This window comes from Pseudomonas sp. MS646, from assembly GCF_036693845.1.
GTDB classification, from domain to species: Bacteria; Pseudomonadota; Gammaproteobacteria; order Pseudomonadales; family Pseudomonadaceae; genus Aquipseudomonas; species Aquipseudomonas chlororaphis_E.
This window is the reverse complement of record NZ_CP144763.1, coordinates 4186710-4201427: the sequence shown is the minus strand read 5'-3', so window position 1 is coordinate 4201427 and position 14718 is coordinate 4186710. Positions and strand designations below refer to the sequence as shown.

Sequence of the window (14718 nt, the reverse complement as noted above, 5' to 3'; positions counted from 1 at the left end):
CTACAGCGAAGCCAACTCGGTTTCAGCGGGTTCAGTCGCAACGACCTTCAACCCACGCATCTGCTCGCAACCCCACAACACCCGTTCCGGTGTCGCCGGCGCGTCGATCTTCGGCTGGTGCCGGTAATCCCCCAGGCTCGCCACGGCGTCCTTGATGGCGCACCAGGCGGCGATGCCGAGCATGAACGGCGGCTCGCCCACGGCCTTGGAGTGGAATACAGTGTCTTCGGGGTTCTTGCGGTTTTCTACCAGCTTGACCCGCAAATCGAGCGGCATGTCGGCCACGGCGGGGATCTTGTAGCTGGCCGGACCGTTGGTCATCAGCTTGCCCTTGTCGTTCCACACCAGCTCTTCCATGGTCAGCCAACCCATGCCCTGGATGAAGCCGCCTTCGACCTGGCCAATGTCGATGGCCGGGTTCAGCGAGGCACCGACGTCGTGGAGGATGTCGGTGCGCAGCATCTTGTATTCGCCGGTGAGGGTGTCGACGATCACCTCGGCGCACGCCGCGCCATAGGCGTAGTAGTAGAACGGCCGGCCACGGGCCTGGCTGCGGTCGTAGTAGATTTTCGGGGTCTTGTAGAAGCCGGTGCTCGACAGCGAGACCTGGGCGAAATAGGCCTGTTGGACCAACGCCTCGAAGGTCAGGATGTGATCGCGCACCCGCACATGGCCGTTGTGGAAGACCACGTCTTCCTCGCTGACCTTGTACTGCCGCGCGGCGAACTCCACCAGGCGCCGCTTGATGATCTCGGCGGCATTCTGCGCCGCCTTGCCGTTGAGGTCGGCACCACTGGAGGCGGCGGTGGGCGAGGTGTTGGGGACCTTGTCGGTGTTGGTCGCGGTGATCTGTACCCGGTCCATTTCCACCTGGAACACTTCGGCCACCACTTGCGCGACCTTGGTGTTCAGGCCCTGGCCCATTTCGGTGCCGCCGTGGTTCAGGTGGATGCTGCCGTCGGTGTAGACGTGGATCAGGGCACCGGCCTGGTTGAGGAAGCTGGCGGTGAACGAAATACCGAACTTCACCGGCGTCAACGCCAGGCCCTTTTTCAGGATCGGGCTGTTGGCGTTGTAGCGCCGCACCGCTTCGCGGCGTTCGGCGTACTGGCTGCTTTCTTCCAGTTCGCGGGTCATTTCCTCGAGCATGTTGTGCTCGACGGTCTGGTAGTAGTGGGTGACGTTGCGCTCGGTCTTGCCGTAGTAGTTGGCCTTGCGCACGGCCAGTGGGTCGAGCGCCAGGTGCCGGGCGATGGCGTCCATGACTTCTTCGATGGCCACCATGCCTTGGGGACCGCCGAAGCCGCGGTAGGCGGTGTTCGAGGCGGTGTTGGTCTTGCAGCGATGGCCGTTGATGGTCGCGTCGCCCAGGTAATAGGCGTTGTCGGCATGGAACATCGCCCGGTCGACAATCGAGGCCGACAGGTCCGGCGAGCAGCCGCAGTTGCCGGCCAGTTCCAGGGCGATGCCGTGCAGGCGCCCGGTGCTGTCGAAGCCCACGTCGTATTCGATGTAGAACGGGTGGCGCTTGCCGGTCATCAGCATGTCTTCGACCCGCGGCAGGCGCATCTTGGTCGGCTGCCCGGTGAGGTGGGCGATCACCGCGCACAGGCAGGCCGGGCTGGCGGCCTGGGTTTCCTTGCCGCCGAAGCCGCCGCCCATGCGGCGCATGTCCACCACCACCTTGTTCATCGACACGCCCAGCACTTCGGCCACCAGCTTCTGCACTTCGGTGGGGTTCTGGGTGGAGCAGTAGACGATCATGCCGCCGTCTTCGGTGGGCATCACCGAGGAGATCTGGGTTTCCAGGTAGAAGTGTTCTTGCCCGCCGATGTGCAACGAGCCCTGGATGCGATGTTCGGCGCTCGCCAGTGCGCCGGCCGAGTCACCGCGCTGATGGGTGTGGCTGTCGAGCACGAAGTGGCGCTTGCGCAATGCTTGGACCACGTCCAGCACCGGTTCCAGGTCTTCATATTCGACGATGGCCGCCATGGCTGCCTTGCGTGCGGTTTCCAGGTCCCGGGCAGCGACGGCCAGCACCGGCTGGCCGACGAATTGCACATCGTCGATCGCCAGCAGCGGGTCGCCGGGCAGCAACGGGCCGATGTCCTTGAGGCCCGGGATGTCTTCGTGGGTGATGGCGATGCGCACGCCTTCGAAGGCATAGCAAGGCGTGGTGTCGATGCGCAGGATCCGTGCATGGGCACGGTCCGAGAGGCGCGCGTAGACGTGCAACTGGTTGGGGAATTCGAGGCGGTCGTCGATGTACTGCGCCTCGCCGGACACATGCTTGGCGGCGCTGTCGTGCTTGACGCTGCGGCCTACACCGGTGCTCAGGTCGCGGGCGAACAGCTCGGCCAGTTCGGCTTGGGTCTTCTCTACGGCGTGATGGTTAGACATAAGCGGTCACCCGAGTCTCGATGTGCGGCGTTTGCAGTTCGATGAAGTACTTGCGCAGTAGGTTGCGGGCGCTGAGCAGGCGGTATTCCTTGCTGGCGCGAAAGTCCGACAGAGGCGTGAAGTCCTCAGCCAGGGCCGCGCAGGCGCGTTCGACGGTGCTGTCGTTCCACGGCGCACCGATCAGCACGGCTTCGCAATGGGTGGCGCGCTTGGGGGTCGCGGCCATGCCGCCGAAGGCCACGCGGGCATCGCGGACCACGCCGTTGTCGATGCGCAGGTTGAACGCCGCGCAAACGGCGGAAATATCGTCGTCCAGGCGCTTGGACACCTTGTAGGCGCGGAACGCCTGCTCGGCGCTGGCCCGGGGCACGATGATCTTCTCGATGAACTCGCTTTCCTGGCGGGCGGTCACTCGGTAGTCGATGAAGTAGTCTTCCAGCGCCAGGGTGCGGCGGGTCTGGCCCTTGCACAGGACGATCTGCGCGCCGAGGGCGATCAGCAGGGGCGGCGAGTCGCCGATCGGCGAAGCGTTGCCAATGTTGCCGCCCAAGGTGCCCTGGTTGCGGATCTGCAAGGAGGCGAAGCGTTGCAGCAGGTCGCCAAAGTCCGGGTATTCGGCCTTCAGGGCTTCGTAGCAGTCGGACAGCGCGGTGGCGGCGCCGATCTCCAGGCGATCGTCGAAACGCTCGACGCGCTTGAGTTCGGCGACGTTGCCGACGTAGATCATCACCGGCAGGGTGCGGTGGAACTGGGTGACTTCCAACGCCAGGTCCGTGCCGCCCGCCAGCAGGCGCGCCTGGGGGTAGGCGTCATAGAGGTCGGCCAGGTCGGCCACGGTCAGGGGCACCAGGCAGCGCTTGTCGCCGCTGTTGAGTTCGCCGGTTTCGGTGGGGGCGATGGCTTTGAGGCGGGCGATGGTCTGGTCCTGGCGAGCGTCGAACTGATCCGGCTGGCTGGCGCAGCAGGCCTGTTCGGCGGCGGCCAGAATCGGCCGGTAGCCGGTGCAGCGACACAGATTGCCGGCGAGGGCTTCATGGGCCTTGTGGGCGTCGGGTTGGGCGCTGTTCTTCTGCAGGGCGAACAGCGACATGACAAAGCCCGGCGTGCAGAAGCCGCATTGCGAGCCATGGCAATCGACCATCGCTTGCTGGACGCTGTGCAACTGGCCCTGGTGCTTGAGGTCTTCGACGCTGATCAGCTGTTTGCCATGCAGGGACGAGACGAACGTCAGGCATGAGTTGAGGCTGCGATAGCGCAGGCCTTCGCGGCCGTTCTCGTCGGTGTGCAGTTCGCCCACCACCACGGTGCACGCGCCACAGTCGCCGCTGGCGCAGCCTTCCTTGGTACCGGATTTGCCGAGGTGCTCGCGCAGGTAATTGAGCACGGTCAGGTTCGGGTCCAGGGCATGCTCGCTACGGAGCTCCTGGTTGAGTAAAAACTGGATCACGGAAGGCCTCGCAGACTCATTATTGTTGTATCGACGTGGGCCGAATTTAGCAGGTCTGACTTTTCGGTCAATGATTTTCTGACTTAAAGGTCAGGAAAATTCGGTTTGTCGATTTACAACGGGGTGAATTGAGTATTGACCCTCGGGCCATACCCTGCTTTTTTGCTTATATCGTGCCAAAACCCGGTACAGGCCCTGCGCCATGACGTAGTGAGTGCGCTACACTGCGCCGCTTGTGCAAATCGAAGAGTTTGAAGGAAAACCATGACGTTCAAGGCCCCGGACAGCCTCGCCGAGCAAATCGCCCATCATCTCGCCGAGCGCATCATTCGCGGTGAAATGAAACCGGGAGAGCGCATCCAGGAGCAGAAGGTCACCCTGGCGCTCAATGTCAGCCGTGGGTCGGTCCGCGAGGCCTTGTTGATCCTGGAGCGGCGCCACCTGGTGGCGATCCTGCCGCGCCGTGGCGCCCACGTCACCGAACTCACTGAACACAAGGTGCGCAGCCTGTGCACGCTGATGAGCGAGCTGTACATCCTGCTGGGCAATGCCGTGGCCCATGGCTGGCAGCAACCGGCCGACATGGCGCCGTTCGTGGCGATCCAGCAGCGCCTGACGGACGCCTTCCAGCGCCAGGACATCCGCACCTTCGTCGATGAAAGCTTCAGCGTGATGCGCGCGGCGTACCCCTTTGCCAACAACCCGTACTTGCAGGAAACCGTCGAGAACCTGCAACCGGCCATGAGCCGTGCCTATTTCCTGGCGCTGGAGCAGCGCAAGGCCGAAATGAGCGAGTTCCTCGATTTGTTCCAGCGCCTGCTCGTCGCCGTGCTGGCCCGTGATTTGCCGCAGATCCGCATCGTGCTGACGGCCTACGCCCAGCGCAGTTGCGACCTGGTGGTTTCTGCCCTAACGGCGGCCTGACGTGCGACTCAAGTGCATCAAGCTGGCGGGGTTCAAGTCCTTCGTCGACCCGACGACGGTGAACTTCCCCAGTAACATGGCGGCGGTGGTCGGGCCCAATGGTTGCGGCAAGTCGAACATCATCGACGCCGTGCGCTGGGTGATGGGCGAGAGCTCGGCCAAGAACCTGCGCGGCGAGTCGATGACCGACGTCATCTTCAACGGCTCCACCAGCCGCAAGCCGGTCAGCCAGGCCAGCATCGAACTGGTGTTCGATAACTCCGACAGCACCCTGGTGGGCGAGTATGCGGCCTACGCGGAGATTTCCATTCGCCGCAAGGTCACGCGCGACAGCCAGAACAGTTACTTCCTGAACGGTGCCAAGTGTCGGCGCCGGGACATCACTGACATTTTCCTGGGGACCGGCTTGGGCCCGCGCAGCTACTCGATCATCGAGCAGGGCATGATCTCCAAGCTGATCGAGGCCAAGCCTGAAGACCTGCGCAACTTCATCGAAGAAGCCGCCGGTATTTCCAAATACAAGGAACGACGCCGGGAAACGGAAAACCGTATCCGCCGCACCCATGAAAACCTCGCCCGCCTGACCGACCTGCGCGAAGAGCTCGAACGGCAGCTCGAACGCTTGCACCGTCAGGCCGAGGCGGCCAAGAAATACCAGGAATACAAGGGCGAGGAGCGTCAGCTCAAGGCCCAGCTCTCGGCCCTGCGCTGGCAGGCGTTGAACGAACAGGTCGGCCAGCGTGAGGCGGTCATCGGCAACCAGGAGGTCAGCTTCGAAGCGCTGGTGGCCGAGCAGCGCAACGCCGACGCGGCCATCGAACGGCTGCGGGACGGGCACCATGACCTGTCCGAGCGCTTCAATCTGGTGCAAGGACGCTTCTATTCCGTGGGCGGCGACATCGCCCGGGTCGAACAGAGTATCCAGCATGGCCAGCAGCGGCTGCGCCAGTTACAGGATGACTTGAAGGAAGCCGAACGCGCGCGCCTGGAAACCGAATCCCACCTGGGCCATGACCGTACGCTGCTGCTGACCCTTGGCGAAGAGCTGGAACGGCTCACGCCGGAGCAGGAAATCACCAGTGCCGCCGCCGAAGAAGCCGCCGCGGCCCTGGAAGAAGCCGAAGTGACCATGCATGGCTGGCAGGAACAATGGGACAGCTTCAACCTGACTTCGGCCGAGCCACGCCGCCAGGCCGAGGTCCAGCAGTCACGCATCCAACAGTTGGAAACCAGCATGGAGCGCCTGGCCGAGCGCCAGCGCCGTTTGGCCGAAGAGCGCGCGTTGCTGGCGGCGGACCCGGAAGACGCGGCGATCCTGGACCTGAGCGAGCAACTGGCGACCAGCGAAGCCACCCTCGAAGACTTGCAGGCCAGCGAGGACGCCCAGGTCGAGCGCCTGGAGCAGTTGCGCCAGGCCTTGCAGGCGGCTTTGCACAACCAGCAGCAGGCCCAGGGCGAATTGCAGCGGCTCAATGGCCGTCTTGCCTCGCTGGAAGCCTTGCAGCAGGCCGCGCTGGACCCGGGCACGGGCACCGCCGAATGGCTGCGCGACCAGCACCTGGCCGAGCGGCCGCGCCTGGCCGAGGGCCTGAAGGTCGATGCCGGTTGGGAACTGGCGGTGGAGACCGTGCTGGGTGCCGACCTGCAAGCGGTGTTGGTGGACGATTTCGGCGGCTTCGACCTGTCGGGCTTCAGCCAGGGCGATCTGCGCCTGCTCAGCCCGGCGGGCGACGGGGTGCGCGTGCCCGGCAGCTTGCTGGACAAAGTCGAGGCCCAGGTCGACCTGTCGCCCTGGCTGGGCCAGGTCAAGCCGGTGGACAGCCTCGAACAGGCGTTGGCGCTGCGAGGGCAACTGGCGCCGGGCGAGAGCCTGATCAGCCGCGACGGGTACTGGGTTGGCCGGCATTTCCTGCGGGTGCGCCGGGCCAGCGAAGCCGAGAGCGGGATGCTCGCCCGGGGCCAGGAAATCCAGCGCCTGGGTGCCGAGCGCGAAGAGCGCGAGGCCAGCGTCGAAGCCCTGGAAAGCGAATTGCAGAACCTGCGGGCGCAACAGCGTCAGCAGGAGAACGGCCGCGAACACCTGCGACGGCTGTTGCAGGACGAAGCTCGCCAGCAGGGCGAACTGAAGGCTCAGTTGTCAGCGGGCAAGGCCAAGGTCGAACAACTGGCGCTGCGCCGCACGCGGCTTGAGGAAGAGATCGCCGAGCTGGGTGAGCAGCGGGCGCTGGAGCATGAACAGATCGGCGAGGCGCGCCTGCAATTGCAGGAAGCCCTCGACGCCATGGCCCAGGACACCGAGCAGCGCGAGTTGCTGCTGGCCCAGCGCGACAGCCTGCGCGAGCGCCTGGACCGGGTGCGCCAAGAGGCGCGGCAGCATAAGGATCACGCCCATCAACTGGCCGTGCGCCTGGGCTCGCTCAAGGCGCAATACGATTCCACGCGCCAGGCGCTGGAACGCCTGGAAATGCAGTCCGAGCGCCTGACCGAAAAACGCGAGCAGTTGAGTCTCAACCTGGAGGAGGGCGAGGCGCCGCTGGAAGAGTTGCGCCTCAAGCTCGAAGAGTTGCTCGACAAGCGCATGACCGTCGACGAAGAACTCAAGACGGCGCAGATCGCCCTGGAAGACGCCGACCGCGAGCTGCGTGACGCCGAGAAGCGCCGTAGCCAGGCCGAGCAGCAATCCCAGTTGATCCGCACCCAGATGGAACAGCAACGCCTGGAATGGCAAGCCCTGACCGTGCGCCGCAAGGCCTTGCAGGACCAGTTGCTGGAGGATGGCTACGACCTCGACGGCGTGCTCGCCACCCTGGTGGCCGGCGCGAACGAGAAGGACGCCGAGGAAGAGCTCGAACGCATCGCCCAGCGCATCCAGCGCCTGGGTGCCATCAACCTGGCGGCCATCGACGAATACCAGCAGCAGTCCGAACGCAAACGCTACCTCGACGCGCAGAACGATGACCTGGTGGAAGCGCTGGAGACCCTGGAAAACGTCATCCGCAAGATCGACAAGGAAACCCGCAACCGCTTCAAGGATACCTTTGATCAGATCAACGGCGGTTTGCAGGCCCTTTTCCCAAAAGTTTTCGGTGGCGGCAGCGCGTACTTGGAACTGACGGGTGAAGATTTACTCGATACAGGGGTGACAATCATGGCGCGTCCTCCTGGCAAGAAGAACAGCACCATCCATTTGCTCTCCGGTGGCGAGAAGGCGTTGACCGCCCTGGCCCTGGTTTTTGCCATTTTCAAACTGAATCCGGCGCCGTTCTGCATGCTCGACGAAGTCGATGCACCCCTGGATGACGCTAACGTGGGCCGTTACGCACGACTGGTGAAGGAAATGTCCGAAACGGTGCAGTTCATCTACATCACCCACAACAAGATCGCCATGGAAATGGCCGACCAGTTGATGGGCGTGACCATGCACGAGCCGGGTTGCTCGCGGCTGGTGGCAGTGGATGTGGAGGAGGCCATGGCAATGGTGGATGCGTGAAGGGTGGGCCTGTAGGGCATCTACTTGGAGCGCTGTAGGTATTTTTTACCCTGACGCCTTCACAGATTGGCACAAGGCCATGCGACAGACGGTGTAAAGTTATCTTTGGTCGTGCTAGTTTAATGTCAATTTTTCGTATGCGTGGGCAAAAGGCCATTCAGAACATAGAGTTGGCGCCACGTTTTAAAGCGGTTTGCAATTAGCTAAGCCCCTTATTTTTCAGCATTTTTATAGAGGCACGGGATTACATGGAAATCGGTCTGCGCGAGTGGCTGATCGTCATCGGCATCATTGTCATTGCCGGTATTCTTTTCGACGGCTGGCGCCGCATGCGCGGTGGCAAGGGGAAACTGAAGTTTCGCCTGGACCGCAGCCTGTCGAACCTGCCGGATGACGATGGCAACGCCGAACTGCTGGGCCCGCCCCGAGTGCTCGACACGCATAAAGAGCCACAGCTCGATGAGCACGACCTGCCGTCGATGAGCGCCCCGGTGCGCGAGCCCCGGGAGTCTGGCTCCAAGCGCGGCAAGCGCAACAGCGAGCCATCCCAGGGCGACCTGAACCTCAACCTGGACCTGGACGGCGGCCCGAGCCTGAACAGCCGTGACGACGACTTCCCGGACGAGAACAGGACATCGAACGCCGACAAGGATCAGGCCCAGGCCGAGGAAGTGCTGGTGATCAGCGTGATCTGCCGCGACCCGGCCGGCTTCAAGGGCCCGGCGCTGTTGCAGAACATCCTGGAAAGCGGCCTGCGTTTTGGCGAGATGGACATTTTCCATCGGCACGAGAGCATGGCCGGCAACGGCGAGGTGCTGTTCTCCATGGCCAACGCCGTCAAGCCGGGTGTATTCGACCTGGACGACATCGACCATTTCAGCACGCCGGCGGTGAGTTTCTTCCTCGGCCTGCCGGGCCCGCGTCATCCCAAGCAGGCCTTCGATGTGATGGTGGCCGCAGCCCGCAAGCTGTCCCAGGAGCTCAATGGCGAACTGAAGGATGACCAGCGCAGCGTGCTGACCGCCCAGACCATCGAGCACTACCGCCAGCGCATCGTCGAGTTCGAGCGTCGGGCGTTGACCCAGAAGCGCTGAAGTCATCAGAGACGTGTAGCTGAGGGACTTTTGTGGCGAGGGGATAGATCCCCTCGCCACAGGTTCTGTATGGGTAGGTTCGGGTGCGAACTGCCGACGATTTTAAAAGATTGAGCAGCCTAGGCTGCTCTTTTGCTTTATGAGAGAACACTATGAAAGCCGCTGAAACCCGCATCCTAGAGCTGCGCACCGAACTGGATCAGCACAATTACCGCTACCACGTCCTCGATGAGCCGAGTATTCCGGACGCCGAGTACGACCGCCTGTTCCACGAGCTCAAGGCCCTGGAAGAGCAACACCCGGAGCTGGTGACCAGCGACTCCCCGACCCAGCGGGTGGGCAGCGTGGCGCTGTCGGCGTTCAGCCAGGTGCGGCACGAGATCCCGATGCTCAGCCTGGGCAACGCCTTCGACGAAACCACGATGCGCGAATTCGACCGCCGGGTGACCGAAGGCCTCGATTTGCCGATGGGCGATCTGCTGGGTAGCGGGGCGGCGGTGGAGTACAGCTGCGAACCCAAGCTCGATGGTCTGGCGGTCAGTCTGTTGTACCAGGATGGCGTGCTGGTGCGCGGTGCCACGCGCGGTGATGGCACCACCGGCGAAGACATCAGCGTCAATGTGCGCACCGTGCGCAACATCCCGCTCAAGTTGCAGGGCAGCGGCTGGCCGCCGGTGCTGGAGGTGCGTGGCGAGGTGTACATGTCCAAGGCCGGCTTCGAGCGCCTCAATGCCTCGCAGCTGGAGGTGGGTGGCAAGACCTTCGCCAACCCGCGCAACGCGGCGGCGGGCAGCTTGCGACAACTGGACTCGAAGATCACTGCCAACCGTCCCCTGGAATTCTGCTGCTACGGCATTGGCCAGGTCAGTCGCGACATCGCCGACACGCACATCGGCAATCTCAAGCAGCTCAAGGCCTGGGGCATGCCCATCAGTCGCGAGCTGAAGCTGGCCCATGGCATCGATGAGTGCCTGGACTACTACCGCGACATCGGCGAGCGGCGCAACGCACTGCCCTACGAGATCGACGGCGTGGTGTTCAAGGTCAACAGCATCGCCTCCCAGCGCGAACTCGGTTTTCGCGCCCGTGAGCCACGTTGGGCGATCGCCCATAAATTCCCGGCCAGTGAAGAGCTCACCGAACTGCTGGACGTCGAGTTCCAGGTCGGTCGCACCGGCGCGGTCACGCCCGTGGCCCGGCTCAAACCGGTGAAAGTGGCTGGCGTGACCGTGGCCAACGCCACGCTGCACAACATGGACGAAGTGGCGCGGCTGGGCCTGATGATCGGCGACACGGTGATCATCCGTCGCGCCGGTGACGTGATCCCGCAGGTGGTGCAAGTCGTCACCGAGCGGCGTCCGGAACATGCCCGCCCGGTGGAAATCCCCCAGCAGTGTCCGGTGTGCGGTTCCCATGTGGAGCGCACGCAACTGATCAAGCGCAGCAAAGGCCGTGAGACCATCAGCGAAGGCGCGGTGTACCGCTGCGTGGGTCGCCTGGCGTGCGGGGCGCAGCTCAAGCAGGCGATCATCCATTTCGTCTCGCGCCGGGCCATGGACATCGAAGGCCTGGGCGAGAAGAGCGTCGAGCAGTTGGTGGATGAAGGTCTGGTGGGGTCGCCGGCGGATTTGTATGCGCTGACGTTCGAGCAGGTGGTCGATCTGGAAGGCTTCGCCGAGCTGTCGAGCAAGAACCTGCTGGCGGCGATTGCCGACAGCAAGAAACCGAGCCTGGCGCGTTTCGTCTACGCGCTGGGCATCCCGGACGTGGGCGAGGAAACCGCCAAGGTCTTGGCGCGCTCCCTCGGCTCCCTGGAGCGCGTCCAGGCGGCCCTGCCGCAAGTGCTCACCTACCTGCCGGATATCGGCCTGGAAGTGGCCCACGAGATCCACAGCTTCTTCGAAGACCCGCACAACGGCCAGGTGATCAAGGACCTGCTGCGCCATGGCCTGGACATCCAGGATCAGGGCGAGCTGGGCGCCGAGTTCTCTGCCTGTACCACCCTCGGTGGCTTCCTCGACAAGTTGCACGTGCCGTCGGTCGGGCCGGGCGGGGCGCAGAAACTGGCGGATAAGTTCGGTTCGCTCGAAGCAGTCATGGACGCCGACTGGCTGGACATGCGCCAGGCGTTGCCGGAAAAACAGGCCAACGCCGTGCGCGAGTTTTTCGCCATCGCCGAGAATCGCCAGCAAGCGCAGGCCGCCGAGCAGCAGTTGCGCGATTTCGGCATGCATTGGCAGAGCGAGAAGAAAGTCGTCGAAGGGTTGCCCGAGGCGGGTCACACCTGGGTGTTGACCGGTTCGTTGGAGCTGATGAGTCGCGACGTCGCCAAGGAGAAGCTGGAGGGGCTGGGGGCCAAGGTCGCCGGTTCCGTGTCGGCGAAGACCTATTGTGTCGTGGCCGGGCCGGGCGCGGGTTCGAAGTTGACCAAGGCCAATGAGCTGGGGCTCAAGGTGCTGGATGAAGAAGCGTTTGTCGCGTTTCTTGGCCAGCATGGCATCACGGTCTAGCTGGCAGCGACCGGGGTGGCTGCGCCACCCAGCGGGAGCGAGCTCCCTCGCCATGGGAACGATCGGGGGATGTGGATGATCTAGTCTTGCAGACTCCCGGGAGAGATCGCCATGTACCGCTTCTTCGAACAACTGAGCTCACGCATCGCCGCGCCGTTCCTGGGGGACCGTTCGCGTAACAGCAAGGTCTGGCCGTGTCGGTGCGGGCAGTCATTGTTTTTTCGCAACAGCCAATGCCTGGCGTGCCTGGCGGTGCTGGGGTATCAACCGGAGCAGAGTCGTCTTTCGTCCCTGCAACCAGGCGAACAACCCGGCACCTGGACCCTGGATGCCGACCCGCAAGCCGGGTTGTTCCGTCGTTGCGCCAATCTGGACACCCCGGCCGGGTGCAATTGGTTGCTGCCAGCCAACGACCACGACACCTTGTGTATCGCCTGCCGCCTGAACCGCACCATCCCCGACCTGTCGATCCCGGAGAACCCCGAGCGCTGGCGCAAGGTCGAGATCGCCAAGCGTCGCCTGGTAGCGCAGTTGATCACCCTCGGCTTGCCGGTCGTCGCGAAAACCGTCGACGAAAAGGCCGGCCTGGCTTTCGATTTCATCGGTGTCGACCCGGACGGAAAACCGCCGATGACCGGCCACGCCAGTGGGCTGATCACCCTCGACATCAAAGAGGCGGACGACGCCCATCGCGAATACGTGCGCCAGCAGATGCGCGAACCCTATCGCACCTTGCTCGGGCATTTCCGTCACGAGGTGGGTCACTATTACTGGGATCGGTTGATCGCCAACAGCCATTGGCTCGAAGCGTTCCGTGCGCTGTTCGGCGACGAGCGCGCCAGCTATGCCGAAGCCCTGGATCGCCACTACCAGCAGGGCGCGCCGCTGGACTGGCAAACGCACTACGTCAGCGCCTACGCCACTATGCACCCCTGGGAAGACTGGGCCGAGACCTGGGCGCACTACCTGCACATGATGGACGCCGTGGACACCGCGCTAGGCTTCGGCATGAGCGCCCGGGAAATGGATTTCGACTACCAACCGTTCCCGCCCGAGACCTTGTACGACCCGGGGCATGCCGGGGGCGCGGCCTTTCTCTCGTTCGTCAACGCCTGGATCGAACTGGCCGGCATGCTCAACGAACTTTCGCGCAGCATGGGCCAGCCGGACTTCTACCCCTTCGTCGTGCCGGCTGCGGTCATCACCAAGTTGCATTTCATTCATCTGGTGATTCAGGAGGAGGGTGGTCGAGCGGATGAGGTGTTGTTGTAGCCTCTTTGGCGTAGTCCATTGAAGACAGTTAAGTAATGCCGTTTATGTATACGGCGCTTTGCGTTTGAAGTTTCTTTTACCATGCGAGCCGCCATGGACGATGGCTTACTAATTATGGATGAAACGATGAAACTTCATGAACAGCATCAAACCACGATCATTCCCAATGCGCCGCGCCGACTTTCCCAGGCCGGCCAAAGCCGCTACAGCCTTATATTGGCGTGGCAGATTCCCGATAACGTCCGGCCCGAACAGGTGGCTGCTCACACGTTCAAGGTGACTGCGCTGGCTACAGGGCAGCCCCAGCACGTCCCTGCAACCACCGTGCGCCCGGACGGCCGAGGCTGGTACCGGCACGAAATACGCGTCAGCGGGGGAGCCCAACCCGTGTCTTTCAATGTCCAAGTCAGAGCCCAGGCACTCAACGGGGAATATGGTCCTTTTTGTCCTGCACTGGTGTGCACAACTTCCTCTTGAGGGGGGTGGGGATTCAGGGGGAGTCACTTGTTGAATTTTGCTCGGGTTGCTGTAAATCCAGACACCTGTCCCTGACTTCGAGAGTAGCAATGCGTGGGGGCGAGCCTGCTCGCGATAGCCCGCTCCCAGGCGACCCCGATGCCGAACCCGGCGTCACCTTCCCAAGCGACCGCCGCTCCCCCAGCAAGTGCTTGAGCCCCTTCGATTTTTAATCCATGGCGAACGGTTGTAACTTCTCGCCAGATAGGTACAATGGCGCGGCTCGCCGTCAGGCAGCGTCGTTATGGTGACCCCATCGGTCCCCCCGCAACGATTACCCGTGAACCTGGTCAGATCCGGAAGGAAGCAGCCACAGCGGGAACATTGTGTGCCGGGGTGTGGCTGGTGGGGTTGCCTCCATAACGCTCTCAAGCCTTCGTTCGCAAGGTTCGTGAAATTCCCTTTTTTAGTTGCCCGATCGACAGATCGCTGTTTTCTGCTGCCCGGACATCGGCTGGCAGGGCAACCGATTGCCCACGCAAAAGCCTGGCTGCCGTCTCGCCGGCAAACCAGGCTTTTTTGTGTTTCACAACTGCATCAAGGCTTGGACATGGCCTGGTCAACCGCTGCGATCAGCTTTCCCAGATCCTTCGGGGTGGCTTTGTGTATGACACCGAACAGATACGCTCGCTGTTCTTCTTCATCGGCCATGTCGCTAAAAAAGGCCTTCAACTGCACATCCAGTACGTCGGCAAGCATGAACAAGGCTTCGACGCTGGGGGTGTAGGTGCCGGTTTCGAAACGGCTGATGGTTTTGGGGTCAAAACCGGTTTTTTCGCCAAGTTCAGCCTGAGTTAGCCCCGCTACTTTGCGATAGCGTCTGATGGCTGGACCCAAACTTGAAATTTGCATCGCTTAATTCCCATTTAGAATCAAGAACTTAACGATAGATTTTTGCATTAGGCAACCGCATGATTCATCACCTTGCTTTGCAAAATGTGATGTGTTTCGTAGAATCGGCCTTTGGTATGGGCATTTGGTGACCTGCTGCAGAGGTCGGCATGCGCGAAAAGAATGCGCCATGCACGTCAGCTCGTGACCAACGGCATGGGGGTTGGTCCCCCG

The 14718-nt window shown here is 62.7% G+C and carries 9 protein-coding genes and 1 other RNA gene; 7 read left to right on the top strand and 3 right to left on the bottom strand.

From position 1 onward, the window contains the following. The gene (gene xdhB / locus V3H56_RS18355) at window positions 1-2400 is read right to left on the bottom strand and encodes a xanthine dehydrogenase molybdopterin binding subunit (RefSeq protein ID WP_042728044.1); all 2400 of its coding nucleotides are present in this window, start codon (window positions 2398-2400) and stop codon (window positions 1-3) included. Next, window positions 2393-3847 carry a xanthine dehydrogenase small subunit gene (xdhA, locus tag V3H56_RS18350; protein WP_042728043.1) on the bottom strand — a complete coding sequence of 485 codons (1455 nt, stop codon included), beginning with the start codon at window positions 3845-3847 and terminating at the stop codon, window positions 2393-2395. The genes xdhB and xdhA overlap by 8 nt, the downstream gene beginning before the upstream one ends. A gap of 264 nt (window positions 3848-4111) precedes the next feature. Between xdhA and V3H56_RS18345 the strand changes: the two genes are divergently transcribed. The 7 genes from V3H56_RS18345 to ffs all read left to right on the top strand — a co-directional run bounded on the left by V3H56_RS18345 (window position 4112) and on the right by ffs (window position 14004). Next, window positions 4112-4771, top strand: a complete 660-nt coding sequence (locus V3H56_RS18345) for a GntR family transcriptional regulator (RefSeq protein WP_338473730.1) — start codon at window positions 4112-4114, stop codon at window positions 4769-4771. A 1-nt stretch (window position 4772) separates the two neighbouring features. After that, window positions 4773-8261: a chromosome segregation protein SMC gene (gene smc, locus V3H56_RS18340; protein ID WP_042728041.1), complete on the top strand. Its 3489-nt coding sequence runs from the start codon at window positions 4773-4775 to the stop codon at window positions 8259-8261. Window positions 8262-8509: 248 nt separating this feature from the next. After that, a complete protein-coding gene (zipA, locus tag V3H56_RS18335; protein ID WP_042728040.1) occupies window positions 8510-9355 on the top strand; it encodes a cell division protein ZipA in 846 nt (281 codons plus the stop codon). A gap of 152 nt (window positions 9356-9507) precedes the next feature. After that, window positions 9508-11865 (top strand): NAD-dependent DNA ligase LigA, encoded by a 2358-nt coding sequence (ligA, locus tag V3H56_RS18330; RefSeq protein WP_338473729.1) that lies wholly within the window; start codon window positions 9508-9510, stop codon window positions 11863-11865. 111 nt (window positions 11866-11976) lie between these two features. Continuing rightward, window positions 11977-13137 (top strand): putative zinc-binding metallopeptidase, encoded by a 1161-nt coding sequence (locus V3H56_RS18325; protein WP_338473728.1) that lies wholly within the window; start codon window positions 11977-11979, stop codon window positions 13135-13137. A 126-nt stretch (window positions 13138-13263) separates the two neighbouring features. Continuing rightward, window positions 13264-13614: a hypothetical protein gene (locus V3H56_RS18320; RefSeq protein ID WP_338473727.1), complete on the top strand. Its 351-nt coding sequence runs from the start codon at window positions 13264-13266 to the stop codon at window positions 13612-13614. A gap of 293 nt (window positions 13615-13907) precedes the next feature. Further along, window positions 13908-14004: signal recognition particle sRNA small type (gene ffs / locus V3H56_RS18315), an RNA gene on the top strand. Window positions 14005-14190: 186 nt separating this feature from the next. Here the strand turns inward: ffs and V3H56_RS18310 are convergent. After that, window positions 14191-14505, bottom strand: a complete 315-nt coding sequence (locus V3H56_RS18310; RefSeq protein WP_042728037.1) for a helix-turn-helix transcriptional regulator — start codon at window positions 14503-14505, stop codon at window positions 14191-14193. Window positions 14506-14718: the final 213 nt, after the last annotated feature.